We start from the raw sequence: 16,021 nt of genomic DNA, 5'->3' as shown, positions 1-16,021 counted from the left end.
TTAATTTATAAAGATTCCGAAATTATCCGTTGAAAATCAGTTTAAAAGTAGTTCCTTCTCCCAATTGCGATCGAACCTGAATATTTCCTTTGTGTCGACGCATGATTTGTTTGGAAAGTGAAAGACCGATACCTGAACCTTTCTTTTTAGTAGTGAAAAACGGAATGAAAATCTTGCTTAATGCCTCTTCCTCGATTCCTTTTCCAGTATCACATACCTCGATTATGATCTTCCCCGCCTCATCAATAAAAGCTCTTAGTCGAATGATTTTTTCCTCGGATTCTTCTACAGCTTGAATTGCGTTTTGAGTCAAATTGATCATCACCTGTTCAATTTGAGTTTGGTCACCAAAGAGAATCAATTCTTCAGGGTCAATCTCCTGAATTAGCTTGATTCCTCCTGTTTCGATCTGATGATTTAGCAAGGTTTCCAATTGTTCAAAAAGGTGCGAAATACGGATAGAAGTGAACTTTGGAGCAGGAATATGAGCCAAACTTCTGAAGTCTGAAACAAAATTGATCAGGCCTTCACTTCGCTTTTCGATGGTTCCCATTCCCATCAGGAAGTCTTCCAACTCTTCTTCCGTGGCTTCCTCATTATGTTCGATTTTATGCTCAATATCCGATTTCAAAGTGCCAGCCAGTGAAGAAATAGGAGCAATGGAATTCATGATTTCATGGGTCAGGATTTTCACCAAATTCTGCCAAGCCTCCATTTCTTTTTCTTCCAGTTCGGACTGAATGTTTTGAAGGGAAACCAATTTGAATTTTTCACCTCTCATCAAAAGCTCGATCACATAAACCGAAAGCTGCATAATCCCATCTGGATGTGCGATTTTAATCAATTCCGAACCTCCTGTACGAAGATTTTGAATGGCTAGATGAAGCTCTTTATTGACATTCGCGATCTCTCCAATGTTTTTCAGCTCGTCTACATTGAGGATTCTTTTGGCAGCAACATTTAGAATCTGAATTTCCCCATTTTCACCAAAAGTGATCAAGCCTATGCTCAAATGTTTGAAAACGGATCGGAAGTACTGATAATTAGCTTCTTTCTCAGCCTGATCCTCTTTAAGCTTGGCCAAGATGGCATTAAACTCAATATGGAGATCATCGGTCTCGGTTCCATCAAACTTTACTGGATAGACTTGGGAATATTTATCCTGTTTGATATTGTCCAGAAATGTCCGGACTTTTTTAAATGAGCTTTCGCTGTAGCGGAGTAAAAAAATGATTTGAATAATTACCAAAATGATGAAAAGGGAAGTCACAAAAACTCCCCATTCATCGAAAATGGTATATGCCAGCAAAAATAGGGTGCCGGCCAGTAGCACAATCCGCCCTAATAATCCGACTTTATAATCCATACTTTTCTAATCTTCTGTACAAAGAAGCTCGGGTCAAGCCCAGTTCTTTGGCAGCTTTGGATATGTTTCCACCGTTTTTGTCAATTGCTCTTTGGATGGTACTTCTTTCCATGTCATCCAAATTCAGCGTGTTGTTGACAGGGGCTTTTTCGGATGCTGGCTTGGCAGATAGGAAGAAGAAATCTCTAGAATCCAACTGATCTCCTTCGGCCATGATGATAGCTCTTTCAATGGCATGTTGAAGCTCACGGATATTTCCAGGCCAAGGATACCTTTGCAAAAGCTCCATTGCAGAAGGAGTGAAGCTGTTGAAATCCTTTCTATATTTTTGAGAATACTGTTTCAAGAAATGCTGGCAAAGCTGTGGAATATCATCGTGACGCTCTCTCAAAGGAGGAAGGAAAATTTCCACGGTATTGATTCTGTAAAGCAAATCTTGGCGGAAAGTGTTTTCCATCACCATCTCATGCACATGCATATTGGTAGCACAGATCAAACGAATGTCTACTGGAATGGATTTATTGGTACCGATTCTAGTTACTTCTCTTTTTTGCAAAACAGTCAATAATTTGGATTGTAAAGGCATGGACAAGTTTCCGATTTCATCCAAAAACAAAGAGCCTTTGTCTGCAACTTCAAATCGACCTGCTCTGTCGTCTTTGGCATCGGTAAATGCTCCTTTTTTATGTCCGAAAAGCTCAGATTCGAAAAGTGTTTCGGTGATCGCTCCCATATCTACTCCGACGAAAATCTCATCTTTTCTCAATGATCTTTCATGGATAGCTCTGGCGATAAGTTCTTTACCTGTTCCGTTTTCTCCCAATATCAGGACATTCGCATCTGTTTGGGCTACTTTGTCGATGATGGAGAATATGTTCTTCATCGCGGCACTGCTACCAATGATGTCAGTATAGGGCTTCTTCAGGTCAGACTGCAATTGCTTCTGCTTTTTCTGAAGCTTGTCAACTTCGTTATAGCTTTCTTTAAGGCGAACAGCCGCAGACAGAGTTGCTAGCAATTTTTCATTTTGCCATGGCTTTAAGATGAAGTCTGTTGCTCCTTCTTTCAATGCCTGAACTGCCATCTCTACATCACCAAATGCGGTGATTAAGATGACAACTGCTTTTGGGTCTATTTCTTTAATTTGGTTCAACCAGTAAAATCCTTCCTTGCCAGAGGTGGTATCCTCACGGAAGTTCATGTCCAATAAAATGACATCGTAACTGTTGTTGTTGATCAAAAATGGAATTCTTCTAGGATCTTTTTCAATAGTGACTTCCTTGGCATGTTTCTTCAAAAGCATTTTTGCCGCAAAAAGTAAATCCTCATTATCGTCGATGATCAGAATCTTTCCCAAGTCTTGATTTTCCATAGTCTATTGTTTTGCTCTTTTATAGGGGAAAATGGTGCCAAGTCCCTTATTTGCTCAATTTCGGCAATTTTCAGGAATTAGTGTCCGGTTTTGTACGATTTTATACTGCTATCGGACAATTTTTGAAGAATTCGTACGGTTTTCTGGCCAGCGTATTATTTGTACCTTTGTGCTTTCACAAAAAAAGAAACAATACCATGCAAGCAAAAAAAGGTGACAACGTCCAAGTGCATTATACTGGAAAACTAGAAGACGGATCTGTATTTGATTCTTCAGTTCAGCGCGAGCCACTAGGATTCACCGTTGGTGGAGGACAGATGATTCAAGGATTTGACGCAGCTGTAAATGGAATGGCTGTTGGAGATAAAAAAACTGTGACTATTCCTGCTGCTGAAGCTTACGGTGAGCGCAGAGATGATATGTTGATCGATGTACCAAGAACTCAAGTTCCTGCTGACATCAAGCCAGAAATTGGAATGCAATTGACTCTTCAGGGAGGAAATGGTCAGCCAATGCCAGTGATCGTTATTCATGTAGATGATGAGAAAATCACTTTGGATGCAAACCATCAGTTGGCTGGAAAAGATTTGATTTTCGACATTGAGTTGGTAAAAATCGGATAATCTGATATTCAAATAGAATTTATTAAAGGGCCAGTATGGCCCTTTTTTGTTTAGTGGAAGAATTGAAACGATTCCGTAATTCTTCTGCAATTTGTTAGGGAACTCCAGTATATTAAGAGTTTGGTAATCACCAATCCAATTAACATGACCCTGACCATTCTCTCTTTTTTAGCCTTCACGGCCTTTGTTGCTTTTTTTTCCTGGTACCAGCTTCGCAAAGACAAGCTCAATACCCAAGATGGATATTTTTTAGGGGGAAAGAGTTTGACAGGAGTAGTGATCGCTGGATCCATGCTGCTCACCAATATTTCGACTGAGCATCTAATCGGAATGAATGGATCAGCCTATAAAAATGGATTTATCATCATTGCCTGGGAGGTGACTTCCGCCATTGCTTTGGTGATCGGAGCATTATATTTTATTCCCAATTATCTCAAAATGGGCCTGACTACCATTCCACAGTATTTGGAGATGAGGTTTGACCAGATGACAAGGACAATGGTGGCTTTATTTCTAATTGTATCCTTTGTGGTGACATTATTGCCTATTGTTTTATACACAGGGGCGATCAATTTGGAAAGCATTTTCAATGTGTCGGAGACTTTTCAAATAAGCCATCAAGAAGGACTTTGGTTGACGGTAATTGTGATAGGAGTGATAGGCTCTATTTATGCCATTTTTGGTGGTTTGAAAGCGGTGGCCTATTCAGATACCATAAATGGAATTGGATTGTTCTTAGGTGGTCTGTTGGTTTTGGGATTTGCACTATGGGACATTGGAGAGGGAAATTTGATCGGTGGATTACAAAAAGTCTACGATGCTGCTCCTGAAAAATTCAATGTGATAGGTGGAAAAGATTCTGTGCTTCCTTTTGAGGTTTTGTTTACAGGCTTGATGATCAACCAGCTCTATTTCTGGTGTATGAATCAGCCGATTATTCAAAGGGCATTAGGAGCGAAGAATTTGGCAGAGGCCCAAAAAGGCCTTTTGTATACAGGTGTTTTAAAACTTTTTGTGCCTTTGATTATCATTTTACCAGGAGTAATAGGTTTTTACTATTTCGGAGATAGTCTTTATGATACTCAGGATTTGATTTATCCAGAATTAATAAAAAAGGTTCTGCCGGTGGGTTTGACTGGGTTCTTTGCGGCTGTGGTGATGGGAGCAGTTTTGAGTACATTCAATAGTGTTTTGAATAGTACCGCTACGATATTCAGCTTAGGCATTTACAAAAGACATCTCAATGTCAATGCTAGTGACAAACAATTGGTCTGGATAGGTAAGTTGACCTCTATCATTTTGGCTATTTGTGCTATTGTCGCTGCTCCGATGGTAGCCGGAGCACCTGATGGATTGTATCAATTGCTTCAGCAGCTAAACGGGATCTTTTTCATTCCGATTGCCAGCATCATTCTAGCAGGATTATTTATTCCAAAAATCTCAGCAACTGGAGCCAAAGCAGGACTTTTTGTAGGTCTCTTATTCTATATTTTAACAGTATTTATTTTTCCTGTGGATATCCATTTTGTACACATTTGGGGGATTGAATTCGTTTTGAATATGATGGTGATGTTTGGGGTATCTTATTTCTATCCCAATACCAATCCATTCAAGCCTACGGATACTGGGTCGGTTGCTTTGAAACCTTGGAAATATGCCAATCACTTAGGCTTATTGTTAGTGGTTCTGACAATTGTGATTTATATCTGGCTTGGGAATTGAAATCATTGGAAATTAATATATTAGGGTAAATTTTATCGGTATGAAAGAAGTGACACCGCATCAAATGGAAGAGCTCTGGGAAGAGGATCTTTTGCAGCGCTATCCAGAACCAGGTAAACCTGAAAAAGCGAAGGAGGAATTCCGGAATTATGAGAATCCGGGAAGAGATACAGTTCGTGAGTTTTATCGGCAAAACCACCTCAATCAGACTTATGAATTTGTGCTCGGGAAGGAGAAAGACTTTTTGAAATTCGATAGGAAGGAGATGACCCTTTGGGAAGCTGTTGAATTTCTAAATACGCTAATTGATGATTCAGATCCTGATACAGATTTGGATCAAACCCAACACTTACTTCAAACTTCCGAAGCAATCAGAGCGGATGGGCATCCAGACTGGTTTGTCTTAACGGGCTTCTTGCATGATTTGGGGAAAGTCCTTTGTCTATTTGGTGAGCCGCAATGGTGTGTAGTTGGAGATACCTTTCCGGTTGGATGCAAGCATTCTGATAAAATCGTTTATCCTGAGTTTTTCAAAGACAATCCTGATAGCCAAGATTCCAGATTCAATACCAAATACGGCGTATATGAGGCCAATTGCGGACTCGACAACGTGCATATGTCTTGGGGACATGACGAGTACATCTATCAAATCATGAAGGATTATCTTCCCGAGGAGGGATTGGCCATGCTTCGATACCATAGCTTCTATGCCCAACACAGAGAAAATGCCTACGAACATTTGATGAATAAAGATGATCACAGACTATTCGAGTGGGTCAATAAATTCAATCCATATGATTTGTATTCCAAGGCAGCAGTCCCGCCGAATGTCAAGGAATTGAGGCCTTATTATGAGGATTTGGCAGCGAAATTTCTACCAGACACTTTGAAGTTTTAGTCACTAGAGACCTTGATCAATTCAAGGTCTTTATTTTTTCAGGTAACTGATAAAGGTAGATTTTATCCTGGCCATAAATGGCAATGTTTTCTTGCCCAATTTGAATTCCTGTAGCTTCAGGTATTGGCGATTCCATGAGTGGAGACTTTTCTCCATTTTCGATTGATACCGACCAAATGGTTTCATTTTCAATCCAGAGAAGATATTCTTTCCAAAAGCATAACCTTTCAATACCCTGTTGCTCTAGCTTTTTGATCAAATTCCCCTGATTGTCAAAAATGAATACACCTGTCTGAGGTACATTCATAAAGAGCATGTTTTTGAATTCCCGGATTTCTTTCACATCTAAAATCCCAATATCCAAAATCAGGTTCAATGGCTGGGAGTCGAGAATGATTTTTCGTAAAAAGTCCATTCGTTTAAGTGAAAAATCAGATTCATCCCAGATCCAAACCACATTGTTGTTTCCTAAAGTGGCTGCTTTCGCCAAATTGATATCTGGGATCATGAGGCTTCCATCAGAAATAGGATTCAAAAAACGATCTAAAATCTGATAAGACTGGAGATCGTAGGAAAAAGAGAAAATATTGACTGTCCAATTGGCTTCCAATTGATTCAATTTTCCCTGTCTAGGAGGGGAGAAGTAGTTTTTTTGACTCCCTTTTGAGTCATACAAATAAATGTCCCCTTTTGTGTTGCTTGCAAATATCTGATCCTTTGTGTCGAAAGATATCAGGTCTAATTGCTGAAAAGGAATGGTTGCAATGGGATCTTCTGTCAAAGCTTCTTGAGCTTTTAAAAGTCCTGAAATCAAAAAGAAGATGACCCAAAGCTTTTTCATCCTTCAAAAGTCTTGAGAATAGCTTGAGATTCTGAAAGTTCCAGATAAGTGTATTGACTTACCCATTCTCCCAAGTTGTAATAGGTCGAGTTTTTACCTACTTCCAGTTCCAAAGGAAGATGGCGATGACCGAAGATATATAAGTCATGATGTTTTCTTTCTTCTACTTCTTTGCAATACTGCCAAAGCCATTCATCCTCTCCTAAGAAATGATTTTCATTTTTCTCCATGTTGGAAATTCGGCTGCTCCCAGACCAAGCTTTTGCCAATTTGATTCCCAAATCTGGGTGGAACCAGCGGAATAGCCATTTTGCAAGTGGGTTTGTAAAGACTTTTTTCAAAAACTTATAGGAGCGATCTCCCGGCCCTAATCCATCTCCATGGCCTATCAAAATGGATTTGTTGTTGACTACGATTTCGATTGGGTGATGATATACTGGGATTCCCAATTCCTTTGTGAAATAGTCTTTCATCCACAGATCATGGTTTCCAGTGAAAAATAAGATTGGAATTCCAGCTTCTCGCAATTGATGGATTTTGGAAATAAAAGGTATGAATCCTTTAGGAATGACTTCCTTGTATTCGAACCAAAAGTCAAAAATATCACCCACCAAAAATATCGCCGCAGCATCCTTTTTTACTTGATCCAACCAACGATTGATTTTTTGTTCTCTTTGCTTACTAATGGCTTCATTGGGTGCACCCAAGTGAAAATCAGAAGCGAAATATAGTTTTTTGTCCCCGAGGGTATAATTGATTGGTTGGGAAGGCATCATGAAAGATAAAATTCAACTGCAAAAATAAAAAGCCCCGATGAAACGGGGCTTTAAATATGAAATCAATTTTCAGGTTTCGGATCCGGCTCCGGTGTCGGGACTGGTTCTACTTCCGATTCTGGTTTGTTTCTACTTTCGATTGAATCAGGTGCTGGAGCATCCTCTTTCAATTCTTCTTTTTTGTTGGTGAAAGCCTGATAGGTTGTTTCCTTCGCAAAAGGCCTCTTGCCGATCAACTTTTCCAAATCAGATTGGAATAGAATCTCTTTCTGAAGAAGTTCCTGAGCCAATGTTTCCAATTCCTCATTTCTTTCTCTTAACAAATCCAATGTTCTTTGATAAGCGAAATCAATCAGTTTATGAACTTCTTGGTCGATCAATTCTGCTGTTGCTTCAGAATAAGGCTTGGTCATTTTGTATCCATCACTCTTGCTGTCGTAGAAAGAGACATTACCCAATTTCTCGTTCATACCATATACCGAGACGATAGAGTAGGCCAATTTTGTGATTCTTTCCAAGTCACTCAGGGCTCCTGTTGAGATTTTTCCGAAGATGATTTCTTCAGCTGCTCTACCTCCCAATGTCATACACATCTCATCGATGAGTTGCTCAGTTTGATATAGGAATTGCTCTTTCGGCAAATACTGAGCATAGCCCAAAGCTGCAACCCCACGAGGAACGATACTAACTTTTACCAAAGGATCAGCATGCTCCAAGAACCAGCCAGCCACAGCGTGACCTGCTTCGTGATAGGCAACAATTTTCTTTTCCTCTGGAGAGATGATTTTATTTTTCTTCTCAAGACCACCGATGACTCTGTCAACCGCATCTTGGAAGTCTTGCATATCTACTGCAGTTTTGTTTCTACGTGCCGCGATCAATGCCGCCTCATTACATACGTTAGCGATTTCTGCACCAGCAAACCCTGGAGTTTGTGCTGCCAATTTCTTAGCGTCAACATCATTGGAGATTTTGATAGGCTTCAAATGAACTTTGAAAATTGCCTCTCTACCCACGATATCTGGCTTATCGATAGAGATCTGTCTGTCAAATCGACCTGGTCTCAACAAGGCACTATCCAATACATCTGGTCTGTTAGTTGCTGCCAATACGATTACACCCGTATCAGTTCCGAAACCATCCATTTCCACCAAAAGTGAGTTCAAAGTGTTTTCTCTCTCATCATTGGATCCAGGCATTTGGCCTTTTCCTCTGGATCTACCAATCGCATCAATCTCATCAATGAAAATGATACAAGGAGCTTTTTCTTTTGCTTGTTTGAATAGATCACGAACACGAGCCGCACCTACACCCACAAACATTTCCACGAAGTCAGAACCTGAAAGCGTAAAGAAAGGAACGCCTGCTTCACCAGCTACAGCTTTTGCAAGCAAAGTTTTACCAGTACCCGGAGGTCCTACAAGGAGCGCACCTTTAGGGATTTTACCTCCCAGCTTAGTGAATTTTGAAGGGTTTTTAAGGAATTCTACGATTTCTTGAATCTCCTCTTTGGCCTCATCCAAACCTGCCACATTGTCAAAAGTAATTTTGACTTTGTTTTCAGCGTCGAACAATTGAGCTTTCGATTTACCCACATTGAAAATCTGACCTCCCGGACCGGAAGGACCGGCCATTCTTCTCATCATAAACCAGAAGAATACAAAAAGGAGTATCAAGAATCCGAAGCTTCCAAACCAACTACTCCAGTTTTCTTCTGAAGTGACTGAATATCCAATCCTATTTTCAGGACTGACTTTTTGTTCCAAAGCGTCAAAATCTTCCGCGAATTTATCGCCTGAAGCTACTTGCAAGGAGTAATGTGGCCCATTCGGATTAAAGAAGGTTGCATTGGATTCCAGTTCGTTTTTGTATTTGTCTTTGGATAATGCGGAAGGCTTCAAAGTCACATCCACGCGGTCCATATTTTTTACTAACACGACTTTGGCCACATCTCCGGCCTCGTACATGTCTTCAAATCGCTTTTTGGTAATGTCTACCATAGCCCCTCTTTGGTTGATCCAGGTCAGTCCGATCAATACCAAAACAGCCGTCACGATCAGCCAAAGCTGAAAGTTGGGTTTTTGAGGAGGTTTTGGGACAAATTTTTTGCTTTTATTAGTATCGCTCATTGATTAGTAGGTAATTCTCTAAACTTAAGGTAAAACGGGTTGACTTGATTAAAGTTTGACAACTTTATTCAACTCGGGTGATTTTTGCATCTCCCCAAAGTTCTTCCAATCCGAAAAACTCTCTTCTATCTTTTAGGAAAATGTGGGCAACCACATCGACATAATCCATTAGGATCCACTGTTTGCCACTTTTTCCTTCGCTTCTGTATGGGGCGGATTCTCCAGCTTTGATCACCTGTTCTTCAATAGAATCGGAGATGGCTTCAATTTGGGTGTCGGAACCGCCCGAGCATAAAACAAAAAAGTCACTAACTGTATTTTTAATGTTTCTAAGGTCCATCACCACAATGTTGGAAGCTTTTTTCTCTTCCATTCCTTTGACGATGATCTTGCTCAGCTCTTCTGCTGTCATATTTATTGGTTAATTTTGCAATGCCTGCTTAAATCTAATGGGTAGCGGGCAATTCGGAAACTTATGTATAAAATTCTTGCCAACACCATTTTTTTGGGGAAAGATGTTCATTTCCTGTCAGAGTGTCACTCCACCAATGACAAAGCCCTCCAATTAGTCAGAGAAAGAACCGCCAAGGAAGGTACGATAATCATTACAGAAAACCAGACTTTGGGAAAAGGTCAACGAGGAAATACCTGGTCGGTTGAGCCTGGTAAAAACCTGACTTTTTCTTTGGTCCTTCGGCCTGATTTCTTGGATGTTTCAGAACAATTTTACCTGAATATGGCCATTTCCAATTCAATTTATGAGGTTTTAGTTGAATATACTTCAATCCTGCAACTCAAGTGGCCCAACGATTTGATTGTTCCAGGTTTTGGAAAGCTTGGGGGAATATTGATAGAAAACTCTTTAGGCTCAAATGGTTGGGAATACGCAGTAGTCGGGCTGGGTTTGAATGTAAATCAGGTAGATTTTCCGATGGAAGGACCAACATCTTTGAGAAAAGTGACAGGATCTGAATTGAATCTAGAAGAGCTATTTCGGCTTTTGATTACTCGTATTGAAAGACATTATTTGACCTTGAAAAAGAGGGAATTTAAACAAATCAAAAACACTTACCTGTCTCATTTGTTTTTAATGGATGAATGGGCCGAATTTCAAATTCCAACTGGAAAATTTATAGGTAAAATAGTGGGAGTGGATTCTTTTGGAAGACTTGAAATAGAATCGAAAAATGGTGAAATCCAGTGTTTTGAATTCAAAACCATTCAGTTTCCCAAGTACCACAGTTGATTTTAAAATCCCATTATTTAGAGGTACCTTTGCGGAAGTTTTTGAAAAAGTCTCGAGACAAATAAATCATAATACTATGTCAGAAATTCAATCTGAAAAATTCATTCAGTATAAAGTGAAAGATATTTCCCTAGCAGATTGGGGAAGAAAAGAAATCAAATTGGCAGAAGCAGAAATGCCTGGTTTGATGGCTTTGAGAGAAGAATTCGGTGCTTCTCAGCCATTGAAGGGAGCCAAAATCGCAGGATGTCTTCACATGACAATCCAAACTGCTGTTTTGATCGAAACTTTGGTTGCTCTAGGTGCTGAGGTGACTTGGTCTTCTTGTAATATCTTCTCTACTCAGGATCATGCTGCTGCTGCAATTGCTGCTGCTGGTATTTCTGTTTATGCTTGGAAAGGTATGACTGCTGAAGAATTTGATTGGTGTATTGAGCAGACTCTTTTCTTCGGTGAAGAAAGAGCTCCGTTGAACATGATTTTGGATGATGGTGGTGATTTGACCAATATGGTCTTGGATCAGTATCCTGAGTTGGTAGCTGGAATCAGAGGATTGTCTGAAGAAACTACTACTGGTGTTCACAGATTGTATGAAAGAATGAAAAATGGAACTCTTCCATTGCCTGCAATCAACGTGAATGATTCTGTGACTAAGTCTAAATTCGATAACAAATACGGTTGTAAAGAGTCTTTGGTAGATGCGATTCGTCGTGCTACTGATGTGATGATGGCCGGTAAAGTAGCTGTTGTGGCTGGATATGGTGATGTTGGAAAAGGTTCTGCTGCTTCCTTGAGAGGTGCTGGGGCTAGAGTTATTGTAACTGAAATCGATCCAATCTGTGCACTTCAGGCTGCAATGGACGGTTTTGCAGTGAAAAAGATGGTTGATGCAGTAAAAGAAGCTGATATCATCGTAACTGCTACAGGAAACAAGGATATTATCTCAGGTGAGCATTTCAAAGCTATGAGAGATAAAACTATCGTTTGTAACATCGGCCACTTCGACAATGAAATCGATATGGCTTGGTTGAACAAAAACTATGGTGATACCAAAAACGTGATCAAGCCTCAAGTTGACTTGTACAACGTAGATGGAAATGAGTTGATCATTTTGGCAGAAGGTAGATTGGTGAACTTGGGTTGTGCAACTGGACACCCTTCATTCGTAATGTCTAACTCATTCACCAACCAAACTTTGGCTCAATTGGAGCTTTGGGAAAAGCACGGTGAATACCAGCCAGGCGTTTATGTTCTTCCAAAGAACCTAGATGAAAAAGTAGCAGCCTTGCATTTGGCTAAATTGGGTGTTGAATTGGATACGCTTTCTGAAGAGCAAGCTACTTACATTGGGGTAGCTGTTGAAGGTCCATTCAAACCAGAATATTACAGATACTAATAGTTATAGTTATAAAATATAAAGCCTTGAGGATTTCCTCAAGGCTTTTTTTATGGGTTAAGAATAAGATTTCTTCCATCTGAGAGTTTAGCATCAACCTGTACTTTACAAGAATCCAAAGCAATGTATTCCAAAGAGTGCATCACCTCTCTTCCGGGAGATCGACTGATTGTCCAGTTTTCCTTTCCTGCCTGAGGAAGATATTCACTTGAATTCAGACAATTTAAATCAGTAATTCTTGGTTCTGTTATCTCCCAATCAAATGTTCTTCCTGCTGGATTTGTCCCTATACCAACTCCGCTTGTACTGATAGAATTTAATAGCGTGTCGGTTCTGTTTAGTGTATGATTGAAGGTTCCCGAAAGAGTTGTAGATAAATTTTCAGAAGATTTAAAAGTAAGATTTTCAAAAGTCTCCTGGATATTATCTGGTGATGACTGATTAAAGGTTTTTGAGCCAGTTATTGAGACATTTCCAAAAGAATAGTTTTCAAATGCCACAGTCCATCTTGAAGTTGACTCCAGTGAAATCAAACCATAATTGATCGTGATCTTCCCAGTTCTTGCTACATAGTTTTCAAGATTGCATTCCAATGGATTGTCAAAATCTAATTCTACTGATCGAATCCCTTCTTCGATAGTGATAGTTGGACAGCCTGGCAAATTTAAGGTGTCCAAGCGCTCATAATTCTGAAAATTCAAAGCCGTGAAATAAATGCTCTCGCCCCAAGAAGTAGAGGTTTCCAACAATTGGGTAGCTTCTAGAGGAAGATTGGTATGGATTACTTTATCCGCGTCCTCTTTACAAGCTGCTAAAATTAGGAAAAGGAAAAAAAGTGAAGTTTGAATTTTTCTCATTGAATGAAGTCTTTTGACTGGATGTTTCTCTTTCAATTACCAGGCCGAGTCTTTATCTTGGATCAACATAAATCCAAATTTACCATGATTTTAAAAGAAGGCATGCTCAAGGAAGGGGCTTTGAAAGGAAAAAACATTCTCATCACTGGTGGAGGAACTGGTTTAGGGAAGTCAATGGGAGAATACTTTTTGGAGCTTGGAGCGAATTTGGTGATTACTTCAAGGAAGTTGGATGTGTTGGAAGCTACTGCCAAAGAAATGATGGGGCAGAAAGGAGGAAAAGTTCTTCCCTTGTCCTGTGACGTACGTGAAATTGAGCAAGTTGAGAAAATGTGGGAGGATGCTGTTACTGAGTTTGGAGAAATCCATGTGGTCTTAAACAATGCCGCAGGAAACTTCATAAGTCCTACCGAAAGACTTTCAACCAATGCCTTCAATACTGTTTTGGATATCGTTTTGAAAGGAACTTCTCAAGTGACTCTAACAGCAGGTAAAGACTGGATATCTAAAAAGCAAACAGGTACTTTTTTGAATATTGTGACTACTTATGCCTGGACAGGATCAGGATACGTGGTCCCATCAGCTGCAGCCAAGGCTGGAGTGTTGGCTATGACTAGGTCTTTGGCTGTGGAATGGGCAAAATATGGAATTAGGTCAAATGCCATAGCTCCTGGGCCTTTTCCAACGGAGGGTGCCTGGAGCAGGTTGTTACCGGGTGAATTGGTAAAGAAATTTGATCCTGCTAAAAAAGTTCCGGTTGGAAGAGTGGGGGAACATCAAGAACTGGCGAATTTGGCGGCTTATTTAGTCTCTGATTTTTCTTCCTTTGTCAATGGAGAAGTGATGACAATAGATGGGGGAGAATGGTTGAAAGGCGCTGGAGAATTTAATAACCTGGATAAAATCCCTCAGGAAATGTGGGACATGATGGAAGCCAGTCGCGGAAAAAAGCCATGAGCCCCAAGGTGATTTGGGGCTATTTGAAATCAAAATGGAAAATCAGGGATTTGTAGGCCTATCTAGAGAAGTAGAACTTGCGTCCTTTTCAAGACTCTTGTTTTGCTGAACAGATTCTTTGATGCTTTTTTTCAATGCCTGATCTAGCTGAATTGTTTCATTTTTGATGATTTCTACGATCCTTTTTACTTCTAAGCTTTGAGCTTCAATTCCTAGAATATCGATCAGGCCCAGAATGTTAGCGACTCTCGCCCTCAATGTATGCGATTGTTGATAGGCTAATTCTCTTAAAAAATGATGGTGTTCTTGAATCCAGAGCTCTTGTTTTTTTCTTTCGGTAATATCGATGATTATTCCTTGCACCTTATTGGGAAGTCCGTCGCTGGCCCATTGGATTGCTTTACCATAAGCCATTACCCAAATAGTTTGGTTTCTTTTCGAAATCAATCGCAATTCTTTTTTGAATGGGACTCCACCGGCAGTTTTGAAATGGTAATCCAATTCTTTAGTCAAGGTTTTGAAATCATCGGGGTGAATATGCTTTTCCCATGAAATTTTTCCTAAAGATTCTAAATCCTTTTTAGAATATCCTAGAGTCAAGGCTATTCCGGAGCTGATAGAATTGGTTTTTTCAAACGGATGCAGTTCCCAAAACCCTAATAGACGATCTTCCAATAATGTGTCTAATATTTCGTTGGAGGAAGATTCTTTATCCATGAATTCTCCTAATTGGAGATTATAAGGCTGAATAGGCTCCAAAGGATGGCCTATTCCAATGCAGGTTCCTAATTGATCAGGGAGAAAAAAGAACTCCCATTTCGTTTTTAAAAGATTTCCGGAAGGATAATTTATTTTCTGTAGATCCACCATGAAAGATTGATGGTGGCTTTTCCAGGCTTTTAATCTGTTATTTTCATATTTTATCCAGTCGGAAGATATGAAGCAGTCTGAAAAGGTAATAGGAGGCTTACTTTGGTCAAATAGAGAAGGTGTCGGTCCTATCCCAGAGTCAGAATTCAATACATTTCCTTTCGCATCCAAGGTTACCTGCATAAAGTATTCTGAACTAATGGCTAGTTCTCCCAAAATCTCCAATGACTTCGCGTTATTCATGGGGTAAAAATAACTAAGTAATTATTAATTACATAAAATATTATACAAAATACATAAAATTATATTTAAAATGAATTTTGAGTCAATGAAATTAAATCGGGATCGATTTGGGAAAGATGAAGATTACGGAAAAGTAATCCCTGAAGACGAGGCGTTTGAATTATTGAATGATTGGGTGAAAAATGAAAAATTAATTGCTCATATGAAGCAGGTGGCTCACTTGATGGCTGCATTTGCCGAGACAAAGGGTTTGTCAGAATCTGATCAATATAGATGGTATTTGGCTGGTTTGCTTCATGATGCCGACTGGGAAAAGTGGCCAGAAAGTCATTGTAGGCTAATCATAGAAGAGCTGGAGTCAAGAGGGGTTGACCCAGAAATTATTCGTGCAATTGCATCACATGGTCCTAAATACTTTGGAGTGGAACCAAAGTCTGATATGGACAAAATGTTATATGCTTTTGATGAATTGAGTGGATTGATACATGCCTATTCTCTAATGAGACCAGAAGGGTATGTGGGTATGAATGTCAAAGGGGTGAAGAAGCGGCTGAAGGATAAATCATTTGCCGCGCAGGTAAGCCGTGAAGATATTTCTGATGCTGCAAATAGGGCTGGGATTTCTCTTGATGAATTGATCCAGTTTGTAGTGATTAACCAAATTGATACAAGGGATAAGTTTTTGCTTTAAGATTTTCAAGAATCATTGGTTAAATTAATAGCCT

General features: G+C 39.7%; 15 protein-coding genes. 7 read left to right on the top strand and 8 right to left on the bottom strand.

Translation table 11 applies throughout. The annotated features are described in order from the left end of the window. Positions 1 to 22 precede the first annotated feature (22 nt). Both BUF13_RS12095 and BUF13_RS12090 read right to left on the bottom strand, forming a co-directional pair. A complete protein-coding gene (locus tag BUF13_RS12095) occupies positions 23 to 1,366 on the bottom strand; it encodes a sensor histidine kinase (RefSeq protein WP_073572060.1) in 1,344 nt (447 codons plus the stop codon). Then, positions 1,356 to 2,738: a sigma-54-dependent transcriptional regulator gene (locus BUF13_RS12090; RefSeq protein WP_073572059.1), complete on the bottom strand. Its 1,383-nt coding sequence runs from the start codon at positions 2,736 to 2,738 to the stop codon at positions 1,356 to 1,358. The genes BUF13_RS12095 and BUF13_RS12090 overlap by 11 nt, the downstream gene beginning before the upstream one ends. Positions 2,739 to 2,935: 197 nt before the next feature. Here BUF13_RS12090 and BUF13_RS12085 point away from each other — a divergent pair, with 197 nt between their 5' ends. The 3 genes from BUF13_RS12085 (at position 2,936) to BUF13_RS12075 (ending at position 5,981) form a co-directional block, all read left to right on the top strand. Next, positions 2,936 to 3,361 carry an FKBP-type peptidyl-prolyl cis-trans isomerase gene (locus BUF13_RS12085; RefSeq protein ID WP_073572457.1) on the top strand — a complete coding sequence of 142 codons (426 nt, stop codon included), beginning with the start codon at positions 2,936 to 2,938 and terminating at the stop codon, positions 3,359 to 3,361. 144 nt (positions 3,362 to 3,505) lie between these two features. Then, positions 3,506 to 5,083 carry a solute:sodium symporter family transporter gene (locus BUF13_RS12080; protein WP_073572058.1) on the top strand — a complete coding sequence of 526 codons (1,578 nt, stop codon included), beginning with the start codon at positions 3,506 to 3,508 and terminating at the stop codon, positions 5,081 to 5,083. A 40-nt stretch (positions 5,084 to 5,123) separates the two neighbouring features. Continuing rightward, entirely contained in the window at positions 5,124 to 5,981 is an 858-nt protein-coding gene (locus BUF13_RS12075; RefSeq protein ID WP_073572057.1) for an inositol oxygenase family protein, read from the top strand. A gap of 16 nt (positions 5,982 to 5,997) precedes the next feature. On the opposite strand, the gene BUF13_RS12070 is transcribed toward BUF13_RS12075, so the two are convergent. The 4 genes from BUF13_RS12070 to rsfS all read right to left on the bottom strand — a co-directional run bounded on the left by BUF13_RS12070 (position 5,998) and on the right by rsfS (position 10,139). Further along, positions 5,998 to 6,822, bottom strand: a complete 825-nt coding sequence (locus BUF13_RS12070; RefSeq protein WP_073572056.1) for a hypothetical protein — start codon at positions 6,820 to 6,822, stop codon at positions 5,998 to 6,000. Next, the gene (locus BUF13_RS12065; RefSeq protein ID WP_083586442.1) at positions 6,819 to 7,595 is read right to left on the bottom strand and encodes a UDP-2,3-diacylglucosamine diphosphatase; all 777 of its coding nucleotides are present in this window, start codon (positions 7,593 to 7,595) and stop codon (positions 6,819 to 6,821) included. The genes BUF13_RS12070 and BUF13_RS12065 overlap by 4 nt, the downstream gene beginning before the upstream one ends. A 65-nt stretch (positions 7,596 to 7,660) precedes the next feature. After that, positions 7,661 to 9,727, bottom strand: a complete 2,067-nt coding sequence (gene ftsH / locus BUF13_RS12060; RefSeq protein WP_073572055.1) for an ATP-dependent zinc metalloprotease FtsH — start codon at positions 9,725 to 9,727, stop codon at positions 7,661 to 7,663. Positions 9,728 to 9,791: 64 nt separating this feature from the next. Then, complete coding sequence (gene rsfS, locus BUF13_RS12055; RefSeq protein WP_073572054.1) at positions 9,792 to 10,139, bottom strand: ribosome silencing factor; 348 nt, start codon at positions 10,137 to 10,139, stop codon at positions 9,792 to 9,794. Positions 10,140 to 10,202: 63 nt separating this feature from the next. Here rsfS and BUF13_RS12050 point away from each other — a divergent pair, with 63 nt between their 5' ends. After that, positions 10,203 to 10,973 (top strand): biotin--[acetyl-CoA-carboxylase] ligase, encoded by a 771-nt coding sequence (locus BUF13_RS12050; protein ID WP_073572053.1) that lies wholly within the window; start codon positions 10,203 to 10,205, stop codon positions 10,971 to 10,973. Between the two features lie 76 nt (positions 10,974 to 11,049). Beyond that, entirely contained in the window at positions 11,050 to 12,369 is a 1,320-nt protein-coding gene (gene ahcY / locus BUF13_RS12045; protein ID WP_073572455.1) for an adenosylhomocysteinase, read from the top strand. A gap of 50 nt (positions 12,370 to 12,419) precedes the next feature. On the opposite strand, the gene BUF13_RS12040 is transcribed toward ahcY, so the two are convergent. Continuing rightward, positions 12,420 to 13,226 carry a hypothetical protein gene (locus tag BUF13_RS12040; RefSeq protein ID WP_134204444.1) on the bottom strand — a complete coding sequence of 269 codons (807 nt, stop codon included), beginning with the start codon at positions 13,224 to 13,226 and terminating at the stop codon, positions 12,420 to 12,422. An 84-nt stretch (positions 13,227 to 13,310) separates the two neighbouring features. Between BUF13_RS12040 and BUF13_RS12035 the strand changes: the two genes are divergently transcribed. After that, entirely contained in the window at positions 13,311 to 14,183 is an 873-nt protein-coding gene (locus BUF13_RS12035; RefSeq protein ID WP_073572454.1) for an SDR family oxidoreductase, read from the top strand. A 42-nt stretch (positions 14,184 to 14,225) separates the two neighbouring features. On the opposite strand, the gene BUF13_RS12030 is transcribed toward BUF13_RS12035, so the two are convergent. Further along, on the bottom strand, positions 14,226 to 15,296 hold the full coding sequence (locus BUF13_RS12030) for a PAS domain-containing protein (RefSeq protein ID WP_073572051.1): 1,071 nt from the start codon (positions 15,294 to 15,296) through the stop codon (positions 14,226 to 14,228). An 85-nt stretch (positions 15,297 to 15,381) separates the two neighbouring features. Between BUF13_RS12030 and BUF13_RS12025 the strand changes: the two genes are divergently transcribed. Further along, on the top strand, positions 15,382 to 15,987 hold the full coding sequence (locus tag BUF13_RS12025; protein WP_243839736.1) for an HD domain-containing protein: 606 nt from the start codon (positions 15,382 to 15,384) through the stop codon (positions 15,985 to 15,987). Positions 15,988 to 16,021 lie beyond the last annotated feature (34 nt).

The sequence above is a fragment of the Algoriphagus zhangzhouensis genome (genome assembly GCF_900148515.1).
Classification (GTDB): domain Bacteria; phylum Bacteroidota; class Bacteroidia; order Cytophagales; family Cyclobacteriaceae; genus Algoriphagus; species Algoriphagus zhangzhouensis.
The sequence above is the reverse complement of the archived record's forward strand: the minus strand, read 5'-3'. Positions and strand labels throughout refer to the sequence as shown.